18 protein-coding genes are annotated in these 21,810 nt (G+C 69.6%); 13 read left to right on the top strand and 5 right to left on the bottom strand.

The window, feature by feature from the left end:
• Nucleotides 1-1,043: AAA family ATPase (locus KBI44_13270; GenBank protein ID MBP9145451.1), on the bottom strand; the 1,043-nt coding region annotated here is incomplete at its 3' end.
• Nucleotides 1,044-1,179: 136 nt separating this feature from the next.
• Here KBI44_13270 and KBI44_13275 point away from each other — a divergent pair.
• The 3 genes from KBI44_13275 to KBI44_13285 all read left to right on the top strand — a co-directional run bounded on the left by KBI44_13275 (nucleotide 1,180) and on the right by KBI44_13285 (nucleotide 4,077).
• Entirely contained in the window at nucleotides 1,180-1,884 is a 705-nt protein-coding gene (locus KBI44_13275) for an ABC transporter ATP-binding protein (GenBank protein MBP9145452.1), read from the top strand.
• Nucleotides 1,881-3,128: an ABC transporter permease gene (locus KBI44_13280; GenBank protein MBP9145453.1), complete on the top strand. Its 1,248-nt coding sequence runs from the start codon at nucleotides 1,881-1,883 to the stop codon at nucleotides 3,126-3,128. The genes KBI44_13275 and KBI44_13280 overlap by 4 nt, the downstream gene beginning before the upstream one ends.
• 208 nt (nucleotides 3,129-3,336) lie before the next feature.
• The gene (locus KBI44_13285; GenBank protein MBP9145454.1) at nucleotides 3,337-4,077 is read left to right on the top strand and encodes an outer membrane lipoprotein-sorting protein; all 741 of its coding nucleotides are present in this window, start codon (nucleotides 3,337-3,339) and stop codon (nucleotides 4,075-4,077) included.
• Here the strand turns inward: KBI44_13285 and KBI44_13290 are convergent.
• Nucleotides 4,064-6,271: a hypothetical protein gene (locus KBI44_13290; protein ID MBP9145455.1), complete on the bottom strand. Its 2,208-nt coding sequence runs from the start codon at nucleotides 6,269-6,271 to the stop codon at nucleotides 4,064-4,066. The two genes, KBI44_13285 and KBI44_13290, sit on opposite strands and share 14 nt — an antisense overlap.
• 158 nt (nucleotides 6,272-6,429) lie before the next feature.
• Here KBI44_13290 and KBI44_13295 point away from each other — a divergent pair, with 158 nt between their 5' ends.
• From KBI44_13295 to rfbG, 4 genes are all read left to right on the top strand, one after another.
• Nucleotides 6,430-7,533 (top strand): hypothetical protein, encoded by a 1,104-nt coding sequence (locus KBI44_13295; protein MBP9145456.1) that lies wholly within the window; start codon nucleotides 6,430-6,432, stop codon nucleotides 7,531-7,533.
• A 117-nt stretch (nucleotides 7,534-7,650) separates the two neighbouring features.
• On the top strand, nucleotides 7,651-9,930 hold the full coding sequence (locus KBI44_13300; protein MBP9145457.1) for a hypothetical protein: 2,280 nt from the start codon (nucleotides 7,651-7,653) through the stop codon (nucleotides 9,928-9,930).
• A gap of 122 nt (nucleotides 9,931-10,052) precedes the next feature.
• Nucleotides 10,053-11,474: an oligosaccharide flippase family protein gene (locus KBI44_13305; GenBank protein MBP9145458.1), complete on the top strand. Its 1,422-nt coding sequence runs from the start codon at nucleotides 10,053-10,055 to the stop codon at nucleotides 11,472-11,474.
• A gap of 73 nt (nucleotides 11,475-11,547) precedes the next feature.
• Nucleotides 11,548-12,654, top strand: a complete 1,107-nt coding sequence (gene rfbG / locus KBI44_13310) for a CDP-glucose 4,6-dehydratase (protein MBP9145459.1) — start codon at nucleotides 11,548-11,550, stop codon at nucleotides 12,652-12,654.
• Between the two features lie 4 nt (nucleotides 12,655-12,658).
• On the opposite strand, the gene KBI44_13315 is transcribed toward rfbG, so the two are convergent.
• Both KBI44_13315 and KBI44_13320 read right to left on the bottom strand, forming a co-directional pair.
• Nucleotides 12,659-13,582: a hypothetical protein gene (locus KBI44_13315; GenBank protein ID MBP9145460.1), complete on the bottom strand. Its 924-nt coding sequence runs from the start codon at nucleotides 13,580-13,582 to the stop codon at nucleotides 12,659-12,661.
• Entirely contained in the window at nucleotides 13,582-14,556 is a 975-nt protein-coding gene (locus KBI44_13320; protein ID MBP9145461.1) for an NAD(P)-dependent oxidoreductase, read from the bottom strand. The genes KBI44_13315 and KBI44_13320 overlap by 1 nt, the downstream gene beginning before the upstream one ends.
• A 61-nt stretch (nucleotides 14,557-14,617) precedes the next feature.
• Between KBI44_13320 and KBI44_13325 the strand changes: the two genes are divergently transcribed.
• The 6 genes from KBI44_13325 (at nucleotide 14,618) to KBI44_13350 (ending at nucleotide 20,915) form a co-directional block, all read left to right on the top strand.
• On the top strand, nucleotides 14,618-15,841 hold the full coding sequence (locus tag KBI44_13325; GenBank protein ID MBP9145462.1) for a glycosyltransferase: 1,224 nt from the start codon (nucleotides 14,618-14,620) through the stop codon (nucleotides 15,839-15,841).
• Nucleotides 15,838-16,719 (top strand): PIG-L family deacetylase, encoded by an 882-nt coding sequence (locus KBI44_13330; protein MBP9145463.1) that lies wholly within the window; start codon nucleotides 15,838-15,840, stop codon nucleotides 16,717-16,719. The genes KBI44_13325 and KBI44_13330 overlap by 4 nt, the downstream gene beginning before the upstream one ends.
• A complete protein-coding gene (locus KBI44_13335; GenBank protein ID MBP9145464.1) occupies nucleotides 16,716-17,660 on the top strand; it encodes an NAD-dependent epimerase/dehydratase family protein in 945 nt (314 codons plus the stop codon). The genes KBI44_13330 and KBI44_13335 overlap by 4 nt, the downstream gene beginning before the upstream one ends.
• A 65-nt stretch (nucleotides 17,661-17,725) precedes the next feature.
• Nucleotides 17,726-18,508, top strand: a complete 783-nt coding sequence (rfbF, locus tag KBI44_13340) for a glucose-1-phosphate cytidylyltransferase (GenBank protein MBP9145465.1) — start codon at nucleotides 17,726-17,728, stop codon at nucleotides 18,506-18,508.
• Nucleotides 18,505-19,275, top strand: coding sequence for a glycosyltransferase family 2 protein (locus KBI44_13345; GenBank protein MBP9145466.1), 771 nt, complete (start codon nucleotides 18,505-18,507; stop codon nucleotides 19,273-19,275). The genes rfbF and KBI44_13345 overlap by 4 nt, the downstream gene beginning before the upstream one ends.
• On the top strand, nucleotides 19,272-20,915 hold the full coding sequence (locus tag KBI44_13350; GenBank protein MBP9145467.1) for a glycosyltransferase family 39 protein: 1,644 nt from the start codon (nucleotides 19,272-19,274) through the stop codon (nucleotides 20,913-20,915). The genes KBI44_13345 and KBI44_13350 overlap by 4 nt, the downstream gene beginning before the upstream one ends.
• Here the strand turns inward: KBI44_13350 and KBI44_13355 are convergent.
• Complete coding sequence (locus KBI44_13355; GenBank protein ID MBP9145468.1) at nucleotides 20,907-21,809, bottom strand: glycosyltransferase family 2 protein; 903 nt, start codon at nucleotides 21,807-21,809, stop codon at nucleotides 20,907-20,909. The genes KBI44_13350 and KBI44_13355 overlap by 9 nt on opposite strands.
• Nucleotide 21,810 lies beyond the last annotated feature (1 nt).

Below are 21,810 nucleotides of genomic sequence, written 5' to 3' on the forward strand. Positions count from 1 at the left end.
GGGTCGAACTCGATCGGGTTGACGATCTCCGAGAAGACGTCGCGCAGGGCGCGCGCGCCGGTGCGGTTCTCCTGCGAGGCCCGCTCGGCGATCATCGCCGCGGCGATGTCGTCGATCTCGAGGACGATGTCGAGCGACTCGAAGTAGCGCTGGGTGCGCGCCAGGGGGGAATCGAAGCTGCCGAGGAGAATCTCCTTGAGGATCGCGGTGTTGAGGTCGTTCAGCACCACGACCTTGTCGAACCGGGCCATGAACTGTGGCACCATGCCGTACTCGAAGAGATCCTTGATCTTCAAGAAGTCGGCGAGCGAGAAGCGCGTCTCGAGCCGGACGCCGCCGTCCGCCGTCTTCACCGCCTCGGTCTTGATCCGTTCGCCGGAGCCCGAGCGGCTGACGCGGTTGTAGACCTGGTCGTAGAGCCCTTCGAAGGCGCCACCGCAGACGAACATCATCTTGCGGGTGTCGATCTCGACCACCTTCTCACTGTCCTTTTCGCCGTCGAAACCGTGCAGACGATAGGGCACCCGCTCGCCCTCCATCAGGGTCAGCAGGCCCTGCTGCAGGACGACGCCGATCGGATTGGGCTTGCCGGCGATGACGGTCGACATCTTGTCGACTTCGTCGACGCAGACCGTCGCGCTCTCCATCGTCGCCTTGAGCGCCTCGAGTGTCGGGCGTTCGCCGAGGATGACGCGGGCGCGCTGCTCGATCGCGCTGAACATCCGGTCGGGGCGAAACTCGGTGCGGTCGCTGTCCACCAGGAGGTTGGCGTTCAGGATCGTCACCGCCCGGAAGTGCTCGAAGCCGGGCACGGTGTCGTAGAGGCGCTGGATGTTGTTCATGATCGTCGTCTTGCCGGTGCCCGACGATCCGATGAGCAGGATGTTGCCCGAGACCCTGCCCAGAAGGTGCTTGTGGATGGCGACCGAGACGAAACGAAGAGCACGGTCCTGGCCGAGGACGCCGCGTCGCAGCTCCTCGAACAGCATCTTGGGGTTCACCACCCCATGAACTTCGGTCAGGGTCTCCGGACTCTTCGTCATCGCCTCGATCATATCGGTGGAACCCCCTCGGACGGTCGGTCTACGGACGGAAGCTCTCCGGCGTCTAGGCCGCCCGAGGCGGTTTGGGGCGGCCGGGAGCCGGATTTCCCCGGGGCACCCGGCATAGGATCCCCTCATGCCCCCCGCGCTCTTCACCGTCCGCGCCGCGGCCAAGCGCTACGAGCTCGGCGAGACGGAGGTCGTGGCCCTCGATGGCGTCGACCTCGAGATCGGCGCCGGCGAGTTCGTGGCGATCGCCGGGCCGTCGGGAAGCGGCAAGTCGACCCTGTTGCACCTCCTGGGCGCCCTCGACACCCCGGATCGGGGGTCGGTCGAGATCGAGGGCCGCGATCTCGCGACCCTCTCCGAGCGCGAGCGGACGCTCCTGCGCCGCCGCCGGCTCGGCTTCGTCTTCCAGTCGTTCCACCTGGTGCCGGTGCTCTCGGCGCTCGAAAACGTCGAGTACCCCCTGTGGATCGACGACGTGCCGGCCGCCGAGCGCCGTGAGCGCGCCGGGAAGATGCTCGCCGCCGTGGGACTCGCGAACCGGCTCGACCACCGCCCGGACCGCCTCTCCGGCGGCGAACGCCAGCGGGTCGCGATCGCCCGCGCCCTCGTCCACCGGCCGGTCGCGGTGCTCGCCGACGAGCCGACCGGCAACCTCGACTCGGCGAACGGCACCGCGATCTTCGACCTCATGCGCTCGGTGCGGCGGGAGCTCGGAACGACCTTCGTCCTGGCGACCCACGACCCGACCCTGATGGCCGCCTCTCCCAGGCAGATCGACCTCAGGGACGGGCGGGTCGTCTCCGACACCCTGCGGGCAGAGGCCGGCGCGTGAAGTTCGCTCTCTTCGCCCTGCGCAACCTGGCCCGCAACCGGCGGCGGACGGCGATCTCGCTCGCCATCGTCGCCGCGGGCACGATCGGCCTGCTGCTCACCGCCGGCTTCATCCGCTTCTCTTTCGACGGTCTGCGCGAAGCGATGATCCACGGCGGCCTCGGACACCTGGAGATCGCCTCCCGGGCGGCGGTCGCAAGCCGCGGCGAGGCGGCGCTCGACCGCTCGGTGCAGCAGGGGATCGACCACTGGCAGGAGGTCCGCGTGCAGGTCGAAAAGTTGCCGCACGTCGTCGCCGTGCAGGCGAACCTCCACCTGATGGGAATGATCCAGAAGCCGGGCGGCGACTCGGTGTCGTTCGTTGGCGTCGGCGTCGAGCCCGAGCTCGAACGCCTCATGGGCTTCGAGACCAAGGTCCGCGACGGCCGGGCCCTCGCCGACGCGGTGCCCGCCGAGGGCGAGGACGAGGTGGTGCTCGCGCTCGGTCTCGCCGCGGCGCTGGGTGCGAAACCGGGCGACGTCGTGACTCTCCTCGCGGCCAGCCCGGACGGCATGCTGAACGCTCTCGACGTGCGCGTCGCGGGGCTCTCGACCACCGGCGTCCAGGAGCTCGACACGCGCTTCCTCAAGATCCACCTGGCGAGCGCGCAACGCCTGCTGGGGACCGAACGGGTGTCGAATCTCCTCGTCGGCCTGGACGACACCGGCCGGACCGCCGCCGCCCAGGGCGCGGTGATTCAGGCTCTCGCCGGCGGCGAGCAGGCGCTTGCCGTGACTCCCTGGGAGAGGCGCGCCGCCTTCTACAGCCAGGTGCGTGGCCTCTACCTCGGGATCTTCTGGTTCCTCGGCGCGATCGTCTTCGTCCTCGTCGTCCTCGCGACCTCGAACACGCTGGTCATGACGGTCATGGAGCGCGTGCGCGAGATCGGCACGCTGCGCGCCATCGGCACAGCGCCGGGCCAGATTGCAGCGATGGTGCTGTGGGAGGCCCTCTGGCTCGGTGTGCTCGGTGCCCTGCTGGGCAACGCGCTCGGCGCCGCCGCCATCGCCGGCATCAACGGGCTGCATCTCAAGATGCCGCCGCCGCCGGGTGCCGTCGACCCGATCGACCTGCAGCTCGCTTTCGTGCCCGAAGCGTTCGCAGCGATCGTCGTCGTGATGGCCGTCGTGCTTCTCGTCGCCGCCCTCGCCCCGGTCGCTCGCGCCACCCGCATCTCCGTCGTCGAAGCGCTGCGGCATGTCTGAGCATCGCGATATCTCGGAGAACCGCGGCATGCTCGAGCCCGTCGATAAGCCCGCGATGGGCGCCACGTCCCGCTGCGGTGCCGCTTCCTCTCGACCGGGCAGCGCCTCCACCCCGCCGGCGACCAGGCGCGTCGGGGCTCTCACCGCGACCCTTCTTTTTTCCTTTACCAGCAGCTTTTTTCTTTCTGTCGGGCCGTCCGAAGCGGTCGTGAGAGCGGGCGAGAAGACCGGCGAGATGGCGCCTGCGGCGCAGGTTGCCGCCGCCGATCAAGAGCTCCTCGCGGCGAGCGATCTCTTCGCCGCCGCGCCGCCGGAGTTCCGCGTCGAGCTCGAGGTGCGCCCGACGACGGCCGCGAGCGGCTTGCCGCTCGAGATCTGGCGGCGCGGCGACGAGCTCGCGCTCGTCCGTCTGCTGGCCGAGAAAGACCGCGGCAAATTCCTCCTGCGCCGCGACCGCGAGCTCTACTTCATCGCCCCGGGGAGCGCCCGCCCGGTGAAGCTCGCGCCGTCGTACCGGCTCCAGGGGGCGGCGCTCGACGAGCTCCTCGGACTCCGCCTGGTGCGCGACTACCGCATTCAGCAGCTCTCCGAGGCCGGCGGTGTCGTCACCTTCGATCTCGTTGCGAACGACAAGGGGGCCGCGACACCGCGTCTGCGCTGGGTGGTCTCCCGCGGCCGGCGCCTGCCGTTGCGCGCCGACCTGCAGGCGGGCGACGGCAAGGTCTTGCGCGTGATCGAGTTTCCCGAGTGGAGCGACCCCGGGCGCGGCATCCCGAAGCGCATGGTCGTGAAGGAGGTTCTGCGCGGCGGCGCGCCGCTCGAGATCCTCTTCGGCAGGTTCGCAACGGTTCCGGTGAGCCTCGAGCTCTTCGAGCTCGGGGACGCCGGGAAGGCCGCGCGCGCCGCCCTGCCGCTCTCGGGAGCGGCCGCAAAGCCTACGGTGCCCTGACCTCGATCTCGCCGCTCACGAGCGGCGCGCCGACCTCGTCGGCGAACCAGGCCAGGTCCTCGACGACCAGGTCGAGGCTGACCCGATACCGGCCCGGAACCGAAGGCCAGTCGAGAACGATCTCGGTTTCGAAGCTCTCCCCCGGCGCGATCTTCCGTGGCAGGAGGAATCGCGGCTCGCTGGCCGGTCCCTGGCCGGCGACGAGCGGCACGATCCGGGCGCCGATCTGCACCGGCAGCGAGGCGGCAGAGCTCCAGGTCCAGCTACCGGTGTTGCGCAGCCCGATCCTGAAGACCGTCCGCGATCCGGCGGCGACCGCAGCCGGCAGGGCGACAGGAGTCACCTCGCGCGCGAAGCCCGCGGTCGGCGGCGCCGTTCTTCCGAGGTAGCGCAGGCGTAAGGAGGCGCGCTTCGCGCCCACGGTCTCCGCCGAGAAACGGACCAGCCTCGCGCCATAGCTCGCCTCCGGCGACCACCAGAAACGGTGGCGGCGCCACGGTCGGGCGGCCGCGTGCACGACGACGCCGCCGGATCGGCCGGGCGCGAAGCTGGCGAGGGGATAGCGCCGCGCTCCCCGCCAGTCGGAGATCACCAGGGTGACCGGCTCGGTGTCGGCGACGACCGTCAGATGCATCGGCGCGTCGGGAAAGCGGGTCGCGATCTCGAGCTCCGCGGCCGGCCGGCCGCTCTCGATCGTGAAGCTCCACTCCCCGGCCGCCGCGAACGGATCGACGAAGCGCACGAAGTCGTTCGCCCAGTAGCGATCGCGCCGGCCGTCGAGATTCGTCGCCGTCGATTCGTAGGGCAGGAGGCGGAAGAGACCGGCGTTGGCGTGCGCCTGGCTCGTCGGGTCGAGCGCGCCGAAGCGGATCTGGGAGGCGAGCGCCGAGATTCCGACGACCGCCGAAAGCGCCCAGATCGTGAGCAGCAGGCGGCGCGACGGGAGGCGCGGCAGGGCCACCAGCAGGCAGGGATAGGCGGCCAGGATGTACCGGTTGCCGAGAAAGGTCTCGCCACCGAAGAAGTTGGCCGGCATCCAGACGAGATAGAAGAGCGCCAGGCCGGCGACTCCGGCGAGCGCCGCGACACCATCGGGGTGCGGCCGCCGGAGAGCGAGGGCAGCGAAGAACAGCGCTGCGGGAAGGTAGATGGCGAGACCGGTGTGACGGCCAACGAAAAAGTAGAGCGTGGCGTACGCCGACAGTCCGCCGTCGAAGAGCGGGGTGAGAACGAGCGAGGAGGTCGCGAGCTCGTCGGTCGAGTCGAAACGGGCGGCCGCGAGGAGGCTCCCCTCGCCGACCGGATAGCCGGTCTCGGCGTTGAAGGTGGCGCGCGCCGCCTTGTACGGATTCACCGCGCCGGTGAGCACCCAGGTCAACGCCAGCGCCGCGAAATAGGCGACGGCGATGGCAGCGCCGACCCGCGCGGCGCGGCGCAGGTCGCGCGAGAGGAGCGCCCCGAGGACCGGCACCCCCGCGACCAGCGCGTTCGGTTCGCGCAGCGAGATGAGGAGGCCGAGGAGCACGCCGCCCAGAAGATCGGCCCACGGCTGCGCGAGGAGGCGCTGCGCCCACCCGTCACCCGCGGGAGCAGAGTCCACCGCTTCCGGGGCGCTGCGTCCGGCCAGCGCCAGCACGAGACCGGCGAGCGCCAGCGCGACCTGCAGTGACTCGGTCATCCGCCAGGCGACGTAGGGCAGGACGATGCCGGTGGCGATGAACGTGAGCAGGGTGTTTCGCGCCGCGGTCCGCTCTCCCAGGCGCTCGAGCCAGGCCCGCGCCAGGGCGAGCGCCAGGAGCATCACGGCGAGATTCGCCAGTGCCGCGCCCCAGTCGCCGAGCAGGCCGACGAACGGTGCCGCGAGCAGCGGGTAGAGGACCGGCTTCGAGTAGGCGAATCCCTGGCCGGTGCGCTGCAGGATCAGCGCGACAGGCCCGCCGGCGTGATTCTCGGCCCAGGTTCGGTCTGCAGCGGCGAAACCGAGGTCGAAGTCGCGCGCCAGCGACGCAGCCATGGCGACGTAGGTCCCTTCGTCGCCGCGCAGGTCGTCGCTGTCGACGCGCAGCAGAAAGAGCGTCGCGAACAGCAGAACCGCGAGGCCTGCGAGAACGGGGATGAGCGAGCGGGGCGACCGTGCGGCGGGGTCCGGTGGGTGGGCCGGTGGGTGGATCGATGGGTGGAAAGTCTGCGGCATGAAACTGCTCTGAGCCTATCGCAGGCAAGGTTCCCGGGCGGTCCCGAGGCGGCAGCATCCGGCCGCGCCGGGCGCCGCACACGTGCGCGGTAGACTGGAGTCGCCGCCATCAGCCGTCCGGCCTTCGATCCCCCGGCCGGCATCTCTCAGGAGAATCCGTGCTCGACACATCGCAACCCCGCAGATTCACTCTCGCCGGGCTCCTCGCCCTGGCCGCTCTCGCAACGCCACCGACCGCCTCTGCCACCGTCCCCCTCTGCACCGCCGACGCCACCACGCTGTGCATCGATCAGACGCCCGGCGACGGCCGTTGGGAGATCAAGCTCGACTGGGAGACGACCCTGAACGGCGGCTCGTCGGGTCACGCCCACGCGGTGCCACTCACCAGCGTCGGCGTCTCGCGCGGCGGACTCTTCTGGTTCTTCTCCGCCGACAACCCGGAGCTGATCGTGAAAGTCATCGACGGCTGCGGCTACAACAACCGCGCCTGGGTCTACTACTCCGCCGGCACCAACGTCGGCTTCACGATCACGGTCACCGACAAGCTCTACCCGGCCCACGTCTGGACACGCACCAACGCCGACCTCCATACCGCCGAATCGGTCGCCGACATCTTCGCCTTCACCTGCGACGGCTCGGAGGTGCCCCTGCCGCCGGACGACGGCCCGTGGATCCTCACCACCCGCCCGGGGCTCTTCTTCACCCCCAGCGAAGCCGAGCCGATCCACCGCATCGACATCCCCGTCGCCGCCAACGAGGAGTTCTACAAGATCGTCGTGGAGGTCGAGGTCGACATGGACGGCTACTACCCGGCCGACCCGGGCGGCAAGCACAATCTCTTCACTCTCTGGCGCGGTGACGACGACCTGCGCGGCGACCTGGTCGGCGAGCTCGGCCTCTACGGGCCGCCGGTCGGCGAGCTCGAGGGGGTCTCGAGCCTCGACCTGCCTGCCAACCAGCGCGAATACCGCTCGATCTTCCACGAGCTGGATCCGCAGGGCGTGTACTCCTTCCTGTACATCTACGACCTGGCGAGCAACAGGATCAAGACCTACGTCTACGAGGGCAGCGTGGTCGGCGAGAACCGCATCTACCTGATGAGCGGCGACACGACGGCCGAGTACCCGATCCGCCCGGAGGACGACGGCTTCACGATCACCTTCGGCAGCACGCAGGGCGGCAGCATCGGCGAGAACGGAGTGCCGACCTACGGCTGGGAGTACAAGAACCTCAAGGTCTATCTCGAGCGCACGACGGAGTAGCCCGCCGCGGGGCACCCGCACGAACCGTTCCGTTCCGCCGGGGCCGGCCGCGCCGAAAGGTGCCGCCGGCCCCGCTTCTTTCCGGCTCCGGGCGGCAATGCGGATAAACTCCGGCGCGTGTCCCGCACGGTTCGACTCACTTTCGCCGGCCTCGCGCTGTTCTTCGTTCTCTTCCCGCTGACGCTCCAGAAGCCGGGGCTTCCGCAGGATCTGAAGTCCGACGAGCCGGCCTACTACCTGATGGCGCTCTCGCTGGTGCACGACTTCGACCTGCTCTGCGAGACCCAGGACATTCAGCGCCTGACCAACGAGTTTCCCTACAACAACGCCAACAACCTGATCCTCATGACCGACGACGACTGGCAGACAGTCTGGTTCGGCAAGCCCTACCTGATCTCGCTGCTCGCGGCACCCGCAGTCGCGCTCTTCGGCGCCAACGGCTTCCTCGGCACCAACATGGCGCTGCTCATGCTCTGCGTCTGGCTCGGCGCGCTCTACCTGCGGCGGTTCAACCCGGACGGCCTGGCGCTGCTCTTCTCGGCCGGCTTCTTCCTGATCTCGAACGCCTTCGCCTACGTCTTCTGGATCCATACCGAAGTGCTCTGCATGGCCTCGGTCACGATCTGTCTCTACCTCGCCTTCACCCCCGCCTCGACTGCCGTGCCGACCGGCCGCTGGGGACGTTTCCTGCGCTCGTTCTGGAACGCCGCCAGCCGGCCGGCCTGGTCGGGAGCGGCGATCATCGCCGGGGCCTACAACAAGCCGATCCTCGCCCTCCTCGGGCTGCCGGCGCTCTACCTCGCCTACCGGGCGGAGCGCCTGCGCGGCGCGGCGAAGTGGCTCGCTGGTGCCGTGGCCGCGGGCGTGCTCGTCTGCGGCATCTCGATCGGCTTCACCGGCCACCCCTCCGCCTATCTCGGCGTCGAGCGTTCGGGGGTCCGCGTCCTCGACTTCACGCGCATGCCCGACCTGCCGATCGCGCGAGGGGAGGCGTACAAGGAGAAGGTCCCCGAAGCGAGCGGACCGCGCAACTCCTGGTCGTGGATCTTCCGGTTGCCCGAAGTCGACCGGCGGCTGCCCGAGAACACCGCCTACTTCTTCGTCGGCCGGCATACCGGACTCCTCCTCTACGCGCCGTTCTCGGGGATCTGCCTGCTGCTCTTCGCGCTCTACAGCCGGCGCTCTCCGGAGCGCTGGGGGGTCCTCGCCGCGCTCGCCGGCGTGGCGTTCTTCTTCCTGACGCTCATCCCGTTCAACTGGCACGGCGGCGGCGGCTTCATCGGCAACCGCTATTTCGTCAACGCCCTGCCGGCGCTGCTCTTCCTGGTCACCCGGATCGCGCCCGCGTGGCTGGCAGTGGCCGGTTTCGCGCTCGGCGGAGTCTTCGTCGCTCCGATCCTCTTCACGCCGTTCGGCGCCCCGGTGCCCAGCCCGACCCTGCAGGCACACGTGCGCAACTCGCCGTTCCGCTTCTTTCCTTTCGAGCGCACCCTGGCCGGCCAGATCCCCGGCTATCGCGGGCAGATCGGCAGCGGGGTCTACTTCTTCGGCCGCCGCGACGTCCTGCAGTCGGTGGGCGAGAGTCTGTGGGCGGTCGGGGGGAAGCCGGTCGAGCTCTGGGTGCACACGGACCGTCCGCTCACCCGGCCGGTCTTTCAGATCGCGACCGCGATCGCGCCCAACCGGGTCTCGGTCGAGCTCGGCCGCGACCGCAAGGAGATCCACTTCGAGTCTGCGACAGCGCCCGGCAACACGACGCGGATCACGCTCGCTCCCGGCGCCCCGAACGAAGAGCGCGCCGACGACGGCAGCACCTACTTCGCTTACAAGATGTGGATCGAAGCCTCGGCCCAGACCTTCCGCACCGAGGTGGTCCAGGCGAAGCCGCCGACCGAGGAGGAGGCGGAGGAGCTCGCCCGCCCGGGTGCCGCGCCCCGGCAGGAGTTCGAGGAGGTCACCTTCCTGGTCGGCGCCGCGGTGACTTACCTCGGAGAGGAGGGCGACCTCGAAGCCGACGTCTATCAGCTCGAATGGCAGGGCGGGAAGCCGCCGGCCGAATGGCGCGCCAACCGGCTGCTCCGTGTCCCGGCGACGGTGAAGAACACCAGCCCGGCTGCCTGGCCGGCACGCGGCGCGACGCGGGTCGCGCTCGCCTACCACTGGCTCGACAGCGCCGGTCAGCCGGTCATCTTCGAAGGCCTGCGCAGCGCTCTCCCGGGCGACGTCGCCCCGGGCGAAAGCGTCGAGGTGGTGCTCGAGATCGCGACACCCAGGAAGCCCGGCGAGTACATTCTCGAGCTCGACGCGCTGCGCGAGCAGCTCGCCTGGTTCTCGGGCAAGCGGCCCGGCTCGACGCTGCGCTTGCCCGTCACCGTCCTGCCAACCGACGCTCCGTAGCGCGCACCGTGAAGGATCGGCCGGCTCCAGGTCCCGCGCAGAGTTCGCCCCCGCCGCACCCTCCGCACCCTCCACACCCTCCACACCCTCCAATCGCCGCGCTCGACACCCCCACGGGCCTCTTGCGCTCGAGCGGCGCCGCGACTCTCGCCCAGTTCGTGCGGGTCGCGGCGATCCTGCTCACCCACCTCGCGCTGCGCCGTCTGATTCCCCCCGCCGACTGGGGCCTGCGCGACTGGACGGAGGCGCTCTTCCTCCTCCTCGCCACGGTGCGCGACCTCGGCATGCCGAGCCATGTCGTGCGGCTGCGCCCGATCCCGCTCGGCAACCTCCTGCGGGTGCAGCTCGGCTGGGGAGGCGCCCTGGGCCTCGCGATCCTCGCCGGCGCCCCTTTCCTCGCCACGACCTTCCGCACGCCGCGGCCCGACGTCGCCCTCGTCCTCCAGGCGATGGTCGTCTACCTGCTGCTCGAGGGCCTCGCGAGTGTGCCGCTCACCCACTTCGAGGCCGGCCTGCGGATCGGGCGCTCGGTCGTCCCCGAGCTCGCCCGCACGCTCTCCTACTGCACCGGGGCGCTCGCTTTCGCGCTCGCCGGATGGGGCGTCTGGTCGTTCGTCCTCGCCATGATCGGTTCGCAGGCGCTCTACGCCGCGCTCCTCTGGTGGCGCGCGCGGCCGACAATGGAGCTGCGCTACGAGCGCGGCGGGACACTCACCATGCTCGCCTCCAGCATCCCCCTCGGGAGCATCTGGCTGCTCGCTTTCGCGGTCACCTACGCCGACGCGCTCATCCTCGGCAGCCGTTTTCCGGACGCGGTGGTCGGCGGCTACATGTTCGCCTACGTCTGGGCGTTCTTCGCCTCGCGCGTCCTGCAGCAGCCGATCGGCCGGGCGCTCTATCCGGCTCTGGTGCAGTTCGGCGACCAGCCGGCACAACAGTTCCTCGCCTACCGTCTGGCCACCAAGGTGCTGCTCGCAATCGAGGTTCCGGCTGCGCTCTTCCTTTTCCTGAACGCCGATCTCGTCGTGCAGATTCTCGGCGGCGTGCGCTATGCCGACCAGGCGGACCTCCTGCGCCTGCTCGCCTTCGCCCCGCTCATCGATCCGCTCGGCCGTTTCGGCGGCGAGCTTCTGGTCGCCCGCAATCGCGATCGCGACCGGATCCTCTCGCTCGTCCTTCATCTCACGGCACTGGTCGCCGGCGGCCTCTACCTCGCCCACCGCTTCGGCCCGGTCGGCATGGCCTGGGCCAACTTCCTGGCGCTCGGCGCCCCGGTCCTGATCTGGTCGCTGGCACGGATCGACCGCCCCGGCCTGGGCCGGCTGCTAGTCGACCTGGTCGAGGTCTACGGCGCTCCGCTGCCGCTCTTCGCCCTCGCCTGGTGGGCCTCTGGCGACGAGGCCTGGCTCCGTTTTGCCCTCTCCGCCCTGGCCGCGCTCGCCAGCCTCGCCTGGTTCTGGTGGCGCTTCGGCGGCCGTTTCCTCGAGTTTTTCCGTGCGCCGCGCGTTGCCGACGCCACCCCCGGGACTCAGCCGGTAGAATAGACCCTGCGGTGTATCCGGAGCCCCGGCTTTCGGATCGACGTTCGCCCACTCACCCGTTCGAGGTCTTGCTGCCATGAGCGATTTCAACTGGAAAGGCAAGCGAGTCCTGATCACCGGCCACACCGGGTTCAAGGGCAGCTGGCTCTCCCTCTGGCTCCAGGCCCTGGGCGCCGAGACCTACGGCTACGCGCTCGCCCCGTCTACCGAGCCGAGCCTCTTCGAGCTCGCCAACGTGGGGTCCGGAATGGAGTCGATCCTCGCCGACATCGGCTCCCTCGACCGGATGCAGGCGGTCTTCGATCGCGTGCGGCCGGAGGTCGTCCTGCACCTGGCCGCGCAGGCGATCGTCCAGGTCGGCTACCAGGAGCCGGTCGAGACGTTCTCGACCAACGTGATGGGAACGGTCCACGTGCTCGAGTGCGTGCGCCGCACCGCGAGCGTGCGATCCGTGGTCGTCGCAACGAGTGACAAGTGCTATCGCAACGAGGAGTGGCACTGGTCCTACCGCGAGAACTCCGAGCTCGGCGGCCGCGACCCCTACGCCGCGAGCAAGAGCTGCGCGGAGCTCATCGTGCACTCCTATCGCGCGTCGTACTTCAACCCGGAGGAGAGCGGCAAGCCGACCGCCCTCGTGGCCTCCGTGCGCGCCGGCAACGTCATCGGCGGCGGCGACTGGGCACCCTATCGCCTGATCCCCGACATCGTTGCGACACTGCGGGAGGACCGGCCGCTCGTCCTGCGCCATCCGACGGCGATCCGCCCGTGGCAGCACGTCCTCGAGCCGCTGCGCGGCTATCTCCAGGTCGCCGAGAACCTCTACAACGGCGACCTCCCTTCAGCAGGTCCCTGGAACTTCGGCCCGGTCGACGAGGACTGCCTGCCGGTCGCCTGGCTGGCGCAAGAGCTCTCCCGCAAGTGGGGTCGCGAAGCGCAGTGGCAGTCCGATCGCATCCCCCACCCGCACGAGGACACTTTCCTCAAGCTCGACTGCAGCAAGGCCCGGGCGCTGCTCGGCTGGGCACCGGTCCTGCGGCTCGATGACGGCCTGCAGTGGATCGCCGACTGGTACCAGGCGCTGGATCGCGGCGAGAACATGCGAGCGGTGACGATCGCCCAGATCGAGAGCTATCGCGCGCTCGCCGCCGAACGCTCCGAGCGCGCCCTCAACGCCGCCGTCTAATCGACTAGTAGCGCTTCTCGACCGGCGGCAACCGGCGCGGCAGGAGTCGCTTCAGCCGCTGCTTCCACTCCTTCATCCTCAAGAGAAAATTGGGGACAGTCCCCAATTTTCTCAACTCCTTTGCTTCCAGCGCTTTGGCCAAACTGGGGACTGTCCCCAATTTTCTCTGCTCCGAGTGGAAGCGGGCGAAGTAGCTCTGCTGGGGGATGCGGTCGGCGGTGGCGCCGGGCGTTTTGGTCGCGACGACGAAGAGCGCCATCTGGCGGGCACCGAAGCCGCCGTAGGCGAGGTGGTCCAGACAGCCGGGGGTATAGCGGCGGATCTTCCACACGGTCGAGTGAAACCGGCCGCGGAACCAGTAGGGGAAGAACTCGAAAAAGTAGCAGGCTTCGATGCGCCAGCCGTTCGCAGTGTAGAAATCGTGGAACAGGGTCGGCGAGAACATGTAGAAGCCGTGGTCGACATGGTTGGTCGACGGCGCCATGCCGTGGATGACACGGCCGCCCTCGTGGACCAGGGCATGCAGGTTGGCGAAGACCTGCGGCAGGTCGAACACGTGCTGGAGCGTGCCGGCCTCGAACACGGTGGCGAAGCGGCCGTGGAGCGCCGCTGGCACCGGTAGATTGAGATCGAGGATGTGGTCGGCGCCCTCCCAGTCCGAGACGTCGCTGCTCTCGACGCGCTCGCAACCCAGCAGGCGAAAGAAGCTCCGGTCGTCGAGGCAGCCCGCCGCCGCGAGCTCCGGCTGGTGCGAGAGCGCCAGGTCGTCCGGCCGGGCGAGGGGCGTGCCCTGCTCCCGGGCCCAGCGCTCGACCTCGCCCAGGGTGGCGTAGATCGACATGCGTCCGAGCTCGAGGAGGCTGCCCGAGAACGGCCGCGCGCGCGCCTCGTCGAGCAGCAGGCGGACCGTGCCGCGCGGAACGCCCATCAGAGCCGGGTTGTAGGTGGCGGGGAGCGAACGGCGGCGCCTGCAGCCGTCGCTGCCTGGGCCGCAGTCGCCGCGAGCTCGCCGCGCAGGCCGACGATCGTCCGGTGCAGACCCTCTTCGAGGCCGACGCGCGGCCGCCAGCCGAGCCGGCTCCCACTCCGCGCGATATTCGCCCGCCGCACGGCTTCGAGCGGCCGGTCGGCGAGCGCGCCGATCTCGGGCGGCGGCGCATCGAGGGCATGACAGATCTTCTCGACGACCTGGCGCACGGTGACGAGCTCGCCGCTGCCGAGGTCGAACGTCTCCCCCTCGATCCCCGGCGCCTCGGCCAGGGCGAGGAGGCCGGCGATCACGTCATCGATGTAGATCCAGTCCACCGGGCGCGTCCCGCTCGTCAGCTGCGGCGCCTTCTTCTGCAACGCCTGGAGGATCGTGTACGGCACGACCTTGCCGTGATCCACCTGCCCCGGGCCATAGACCATGAAGACGCGGGCCGAGACCACCGGCGTGCCGTAGAGCGAGCGGAAGAAACGTGCATAGAGCGTCGCGGCCGCCTTGGCCACCGCGTAGGGCGAGCCCGGAGCCTCACCGGACGAGAGGTCGGGCTCCTCCATCGACCCGGTCAGCACGATCCTTCGGCAACTGCCCGCGGGGGCGGCGGTCGCCGCCGCCAACAACTGGACGGTGCTCTCGAGATTGGCGTGGAAGGCCGGCAGAATGAGGTCGCGCTCGCGCCGGCCGGTCACCAGACTTGCGAGATGAAAGACGACCTCGGGAGTGCTACCGGCGAAGACCCGCTCTGCCTCCCCGGAGGCCGCGAGGTCGGCCTGCCACCAGCGCAAGTTCGGCGAGCTGCTCGTGCGCGCCTGACGCGAAACCGCGTCGACGCGGCAGCCGGCCGCGAGCAGAGCGTGGACGAGATGGCCGCCGAGGAAGCCAGTGGCGCCGGTGACGAGAACGGGAACGGGCCGCAAGAGACGGAAATCCTACCGCAAAGCCCGGGCATCAAACCCCTGTGATACCTTGCCCACCTGCATGCGTGTGGGTGCCCTCGCCGGCCGCGGCCGGCGCCTCCTCGAGCGGCTGTCGCGACGGATCCGGCGGGTGGAGAGCCGGGTGGTGACGATTGTGCCGCCACTCTCGACCGGTCTACCGGTCGGCCGCGCGCTGCTCTCCTACATTCTCGATCCGTATCTCCTCGCTCCGGAGCGCCCTGCACCCCATTCGCACACCCATTTCTGGGAGTCGCGCGAGATCGGAACGGTTCTCACCGCCCTCGGCTTCGAGCTCGACGTCGTGCACTGGACCAACCGGACCTTCACGCCGCGACGCCCCTACGACCTCTTCGTGGACGTGCGTCTGAATCTCGAGCGCCTCGGCCCCCGGCTCGGCCCGGACTGCCTCAAAGTGATGCACATCGAGACCGCGCACTGCGACTTCTACAATCCGGCGCAGCAGCGCCGTCTGGCGGAGCTCGAGGCGCGACGCGGGATTCGCCTGGCACCCTACAAGATGCTCGAGCCGAACCGCGCCATCGAGCACGCCGACGCCGCCACGATTCTGGGCAACCGTGCGACGCAGGCTACCTACGAGCACGCCGGAAAGCCCCTCTGGCCGGTGCCGATTTCGCAACCGTTCCTCTACCCCTGGCCGGAGGGGAAGGACTTTGCGGCGGCCCGCCGCCGCTTCCTCTGGTTCGGCAGCGGCGGGCTCCTGCACAAGGGGCTCGACCGGGTGCTCGAGGTCTTCGCCGGGCTTCCCGAGCTCGAGCTGACCGTCCTCGGCCCGATCGATCGCGAGCCCGAGTTCGAGCGCGCCTTCCATCGCGAGCTCTACCAGACGCCCAACATCCGTACCCACGGCTGGATCGACGTCGCGAGTCCGGAGTTCCTCGCCCTCGCCCGCCGTCATCTGGCTCTGGTCTACCCTTCCTGCTCCGAAGGCCAGAACGGCGGCGCGGTGACCTGCATGCACGCCGGGCTCATCCCGGTGCTCTCGCGCGAGAGCGGTGTCGACCTCGATCCGGAGTACGGCCTGGAGCTTTCCTCCTCCACGCTCGACGAGATTCGCGCCCGGGTGCTCGCGCTCTCCAGCCGCCCGGCAGCCGACCTCGAAGCCATGAGCCGCGCCGCCTGGGAGTGGGTCCGCGCCCACCACACGCGTGAGCAGTTCTCGCACGGCTACCGCCAGTCGATCCTCGAGATCGTCGCGCGCTTCCGGCCGGCGCTCGCCCGGAAGATCGGCGAGCGCGGAGCATGAGCCCCACTCACCCCACCACTCCGCCGGGCGCCCTCGTCGATACGAACCCGGACCGCCGGCTCTACCTTTCACCCCATCTCGACGACGCCGTCCTGTCCTGCGGCGGCCAGATCGCGCGCGCCACCCGGGCCGGCGCCACGGTCGACATCCTCACGGTCTTCGCCGGCGACGAGCCCGGCCCCGGGTTCGCGGCAGCCTCTCCCCTGGTCACCCGGATCTACGACCTCTGGCAGCTCTCGCCGGGGGAGGTCATGCCGACGCGGCGCCGGGAGGATCTCGCCGCCTGCGGCGTGCTCGCGGCGCGGGCGCTCCACTGGGACCTGCAGGAGGCGATCCATCGTCTCGATGTGCGGAGCCGGGAGGCTCTCTATCCCTCCCTCGAACGCCTGTTCGGCAACGTGGCGCCGCAGGAGGAGGGCCTGATCGCAGGCCTCGCCGAACGTCTTGCCGGGCTCGCGGGCGACCTCGGAAGCACCCGGATCGTCGCGCCGCTGGGGGTGGGCGGACATGTGGACCATCGCATTGTGCGCGCCGCTGCCGAGCGCGCCTTCGGTACCTCCCTGCTCTACTACGAGGAGTTTCCCTACATCGTCTGGAAGCTCTTCGCGCTGGCGCGCGCCGGCATCTACGGACGCTCCTGGCGGAGCTTCCGCGAGCCCCTCGCCGCCGAGGAGATAGCGGCACGGATTGCCGCGATCGCCTGCTACGCTTCGCAGGTGAATCCCCTCTTCCGCACTCCCGCCCGGATCGGACGCCTGGTCCGGCGGCATGTCCGCCGGGCGGGCGGCGAGCGCCTCTGGCGCCGGGTGTCCGCGGCGACCGCAGGGACCGCGGCTTCTGCGGCATCGGATGGCCACGCCGGCGGGGCGCCCGTATGACGCGCGACCGGAAGATACGGGTCGTCGTCACCGGCGGCGCCGGGTTCATCGGCAGCCACCTCTGCGAGCACCTGAGCGGTGCCGGGCACCCGGTGCTCGCGATCGACGATCTGTCGCGCGGCCGGCGGGAGAATCTTCCGCCGGGATTCCCGCTCGAGACCCTCGCCATCGGGGCGCCAGAGATCGGAGCGCGCCTCCGGGCGTTCGCTCCGCAGGCGCTGGTGCACCTGGCAGCGCAGGTCGATGCCCGCCGCAGCCTCGAGGATCCGGTCTTCGACGCCCAGGTGAATATCCTCGACACCGTCCGGCTCTTCGCCGCGGCGGTGGCGGCAGGGGTCGAGCGCATCGTGTTCGCCAGCAGTGCAGCGGTCTACGGGGATCCGGAAGAGATCCCGACTCCCGAGGATTCGCCCCTCGATCCGCTCTCGCCCTACGGTGTCGGCAAGCTCGCCGGCGAGGGCTACCTCTCTTTCTTCGCCCGCCGACACGGCATCGCCGGCGTCGCCCTGCGCTTCGCCAATGTCTACGGACCGCGCCAGGAGTCGGTCGGCGAGGCCGGCGTCGTCGCGGTCTTCTGCCAGCGCCTGCTCACCGGCCTGCCGGTCACCATCCATGGCGACGGCCGCCAGACCCGCGACTTCGTCGACGTCGCGGACGTCGCTCGCGCCTGCGAGCTCGCCCTCTTCGGCCGTCCGGGCGTCTACAATGTGGCGACGGGGATCGAGACCGATGTGCGCACGCTCCTTGCCCGGCTGGCGGCGGTCCTGCAACCGGGGGCACCCCCGGTCCACGGTCCGGCGATCGCCGGCGAGCCGCGACGTTCGGCTCTCGATCCGTCGCGCGCCGACGCCGTTCTCGGCTTTCGCACCACGCAGGAGCTCGCCCGCGGCCTCGTCCGCACCGCCGAGTGGTTCCGAGATCGATCCAGGGAGGCACGATGAAGGAAGGACGCACCGACAGTTCCCGACCGGCCGCTTCCGGAGACTCGGCGGGGCAGTTTGCCGACATGCCGGTCGTCATCCTCTGCGGCGGCCAGGGAACGCGTCTCCGCGAGCACACCGACAACGTGCCCAAGCCGATGGTGGAGATCGGCGACCAGCCGATCCTCTGGCACATCATGAAGCTCTATGGGCTGCGCGGCTTCAAGCGCTTCATCCTCTGCCTGGGCTACAAGGGCTGGGTCATCAAGCAGTACTTCCTGCGCTACCACGAGATGCGGCGCGACTTCACGGTCTCGATGAAGGGCGACCCGCCGCAGGTCCGCTTCCACAACCAGGTCGGCGAAGAGGACTGGCAGGTCACCTGCGCCGAGACCGGAGCCGACAGCGGCACCGGCGGCCGGCTGAAACTGGTGGAGAGCTACGTCGACGCCGAGCACTTCTGTTTCACTTACGGCGACGCGGTCGGCACGGTCGATCTCGACGCCCTGATCGCCTTCCATCGCACCCAGGGTCGGATCGCCACGGTCACCGGCGTCCACCCGACATCGCGCTACGGCGAGATGAAAGTCGAGGGCGGCAAGGTCGTCGAGTTCAACGAGAAGCCGACCGTCGCCGAAGGCGTCGTTTCGGGCGGCTTCTTCGTCTTCCATCGCCGCGTCTTCGACTACTTAGGCTCCGACCCGAAGACCTTCCTCGAGCTCGAGCCGCTGCAGAAGCTGGCGCGCGACGGTGAGCTCTCGGTCTTCGTCCACGAGGGCTTCTGGCACCCGATGGACACCTACCGCGACTGGCTGCATCTGAACGAGCTCTGGAAGTCGGGCCGCGCGCCCTGGAAAGCCTGGGAGTGACCCCGGAGACGGCGCCCCACCTCTCGCTCGTCGTGCCGCTCTACAACGAAGCGGAGAATCTCCCCATCCTCGCGGCGGAGATCCGCCAGGCGCTCGCGCCGACCGGACGGACCTGGGAGACGCTGTTCATCGACGACGGCTCCGACGATGGCAGCTTCGAGGTCCTGGCGGCGCTCGCGGCAGAGGATCCGACGGTGAGGATCCTCCGCCATCGCAGGAACGCCGGGCAGTCGGCCGCCCTCGCCGCCGGCTTCGCGGCGGCACGCGGCGCGATCGTCGTCACGCTCGACGCCGACCTACAGAACGATCCCGCCGACATTCCGGCGCTGCTCGCCCGGCTCGGCGAGTCGGCCGCCGCGAGCGACTGCGACGCCGTCTCCGGGGTGCGCGGGCTGCGCCGGGACAGTTGGGTGCGGCGGGCCTCGTCGCGGGTGGCCAACGCCGTCCGCAACTGGGTCACCGACGAGCAGGTCAGCGACGTCGGCTGCTCGCTGAAGGCCTACCGCCGCGAGGTCCTCGCGGGGTTGCCGATGTTCCATGGCATGCACCGCTTCCTGCCGACGCTGGTGCGCTGGAACGGAGCGCGGTTGGCGGAGATTCCGGTGAACCACCGGCCGCGCCTCCACGGCACCGCCAAGTACGGCATCGGCAACCGGCTCTTTCGGGCGCTGGCCGACCTCATGGCCGTGCGCTGGATGGGCACCCGCTGGATCGCCCGCGGCAACGTCGAGGAGATCGCAACCCGCACCGGGGCGCTGCCGCGATGAGCCTCTTCGAACGCCTGGGCCTCCTGATCCTCGCTCTCGTTCTCTTCCTGCCCGGCATCGGCGGACGCGATCTGTGGAATCCCGACGAGCCGCGCTACGCCGAGGTGACGCGCGAGATGCGGGAGGGCGGCGACTGGTTCGTGCCGCACCTCAACGGGAAGGTCTATTCCGAGAAGCCGCCGCTCCTCTTCTGGATGATCGCCGGCGCCTCGCTCGCGACCGGCGAGGTCGGACCCGTCGCGGCACGGCTGCCCTCGCTCCTGGCCGGCATCGCCACCCTCTTCCTGCTCTTCGGCATGGCCCGACGGCTCTTCGACCGCCGCGTGGCCTGGTGGTCGGTCGCTATCCTTGCCACCTCGGCGCGGATCCTCTGGCAGGCCCGGGTCGGCCAGATCGACATGCTGCTCCTCGCCCTCGTCACACTGGCGATGTACTTCTTCGTGCGCGGCTGGCTCGAACATCGACCCGGGTTCTTCCGACTCTTCTTCCTCGCCGCCGGCTTCGGGACGCTCGCCAAGGGACCGGTGGGTCTCCTGCCGCCCCTGCTCTCGATCGTCGCCTTCGCCTTCTTCTCGGGCGAGCGCGCGCGGCTGCGGGAGATGCGCATCGCTTCGGGTCTGGCGATCTGGGCCGGGGTCGTCCTGCTATGGCTCGTGCCGGGGGGCATCGTCGGCGGCATGAGCTATCTCGAAACGATGGTGGTCAAACAGAACGTCACCCGGTACGCCGATCCCTGGCACCATTTCCAGCCGTTCTACTACTACCTGACGACCGTGCCGGCGGACTTCCTGCCCTGGATCTTCTTCCTTCCCGGCGCTCTCTGGCTCGGCTGGCGCCGCGCCACCGCCAACGAACGGCGCGGCTGTCTCTTCGCACTCTGCTGGATGGTCGTGACGGTACTGTTCTTCAGCATCTCGCCCGCCAAGCGCACGGTGTATGTGCTGCAGATGTTCCCGGCGATGGCGATGCTGGTCGCCTGGTCGTTTTCCGAGATCGCCAACAGCTGGAGTCGGCTGCGGCGCTTCGCGCTCGTGCCGGCAGGCCTGCTCACGGTCCTTTTCGCAGCCGTTCCGGTGGGCTGGCTGCTCTTCGAGCGCGAGCGACCCGACCGTGTCGCGAAGCTCCTCGCCAGAATCGAGCCGCTCGGGCCCGGCTTGCTCACGGAGGTCGCGATCGTGATCGCGCTGATGTTCGCGGGCTCCCTCCTCGCCTGGCTCCTCGGGCGTCGCGGGCACCCGGGGCGCGTGGTCGCGGCGCTCGCCACCGGCATGGGCGCCGCCGCCCTCACGGCGGTGCTCCTGGTCCTCCCGCGTTTCGACGTCGTGAAGAGCGCCCGGCCGCTGTCGCAGAGGATCCTGGAGGGGGCCGCGCCCGGCGAGCCCTACGCCATTTATCCGCGTCTCGATCCGCGGTTCGTCTTCCACACGCGGCGCTATGCCGAGACGCCGTCCTCCGAGGCCGAGCTGCAGGCGTTCGTGCGGCGCCCCGGAAGAGTCTGGCTGCTGATCACCCGGCCGGCGCTCGCGCAGCTCGAAACACCGCTGGCCCTGGCCGAGGTGGCGCGGGATGCCGAGCGCGAGGACGGCTACATCCTGTTGGCGAGCGGCCCACCGCTTGAGGCGGCCCCTCTCTCAGAGTAGACGCGGATCCTCTTCGACGGGCGCATCGGACGCGATCGGGCGCTTCCAGGTCGCTTCGCTGTCGTCGAATGCCGGCAGATCCACCTTCTCGCCGCGGGCCTCCCGGATACGGTACTCCCAGAGACGCGCGTACTTCAGGAAGACCCCGAACGACTGCAGCGAGCAGAGCACCAGGCCGTGCATGCCGTCCAGGACGCCCAGCTGGAGGAAGTAGGTGCGCATGAAGCGCCACCAGGGCCGCGCCACGAGCTCCACCAGCCCCGCCCTGCGACCATCCCGAAAGGCCTGCGCGGCGCCCCACTCGGCGTAGTTGAGGAACTTCCCGAAGTACTGGTCGAACGTGCGGAAGGTGTAGTGCAGGAAGGGGTTTCTGAGCACCGGCACGGGACCAGCGATCTCCAGATCGGCGTGCACGCGGCGGTTGGGATAGCGCCCTTTGGCGCGCCGGAAGAGGCGCACGACTTTGTCGGTCGACCAGCCCGAGTGCCGGATGACCTTGTCGATGAAGATGTTCTCGCGTCGAATGTAGAAGCCGTCGATCGCGGGATCGGTGGCGAGCAGCGTCAGAATCTCGCGCGCCAGCGGCTCGGGCACCCGCTCGTCGGCGTCGATGATCAGCACCCACTCGTGCTGGACCCGGTCGAGCGCCCAGTTCTTCTGCGCCGCTGAACCGAAATACTGCCGCTGCAGGACGGTGATCGGGAAGGTCTGGGCGATCTCCACCGTGCGGTCGTTCGAGAAGGAATCCACGAGCACGATCTCGTCCGCCCAGAGCACCGATGCGAGGCACTCGGCAACGTTGATCTCTTCGTTGAACGTGGTGACGATCACCGACAGCTTCTTGCGCCCGGGTGCGGCGCGCAGTTCTTCGATAGCAGCGGGTTTGGCGGCCATG

Source organism: Thermoanaerobaculia bacterium (genome assembly GCA_018057705.1).
GTDB lineage: Bacteria > Acidobacteriota > Thermoanaerobaculia > Multivoradales > JAGPDF01 > JAGPDF01.

Coding starts and splice junctions, on each gene's coding strand:
- KBI44_13275 (MBP9145452.1), top strand. CDS start 1,180: ATGCCCCCCGCGCTCTTCACCGTCCGCGCCGCGGCCAAGCGCTACGAG.
- KBI44_13325 (MBP9145462.1), top strand. CDS start 14,618: ATGCGTGTGGGTGCCCTCGCCGGCCGCGGCCGGCGCCTCCTCGAGCGG.
- KBI44_13335 (MBP9145464.1), top strand. CDS start 16,716: ATGACGCGCGACCGGAAGATACGGGTCGTCGTCACCGGCGGCGCCGGG.
- KBI44_13355 (MBP9145468.1), bottom strand. CDS start 21,809: ATGGCCGCCAAACCCGCTGCTATCGAAGAACTGCGCGCCGCACCCGGG.
- KBI44_13350 (MBP9145467.1), top strand. CDS start 19,272: ATGAGCCTCTTCGAACGCCTGGGCCTCCTGATCCTCGCTCTCGTTCTC.
- rfbG (MBP9145459.1), top strand. CDS start 11,548: ATGAGCGATTTCAACTGGAAAGGCAAGCGAGTCCTGATCACCGGCCAC.
- KBI44_13330 (MBP9145463.1), top strand. CDS start 15,838: ATGAGCCCCACTCACCCCACCACTCCGCCGGGCGCCCTCGTCGATACG.
- KBI44_13290 (MBP9145455.1), bottom strand. CDS start 6,271: ATGCCGCAGACTTTCCACCCATCGATCCACCCACCGGCCCACCCACCG.
- rfbF (MBP9145465.1), top strand. CDS start 17,726: ATGCCGGTCGTCATCCTCTGCGGCGGCCAGGGAACGCGTCTCCGCGAG.
- KBI44_13315 (MBP9145460.1), bottom strand. CDS start 13,582: ATGGGCGTTCCGCGCGGCACGGTCCGCCTGCTGCTCGACGAGGCGCGC.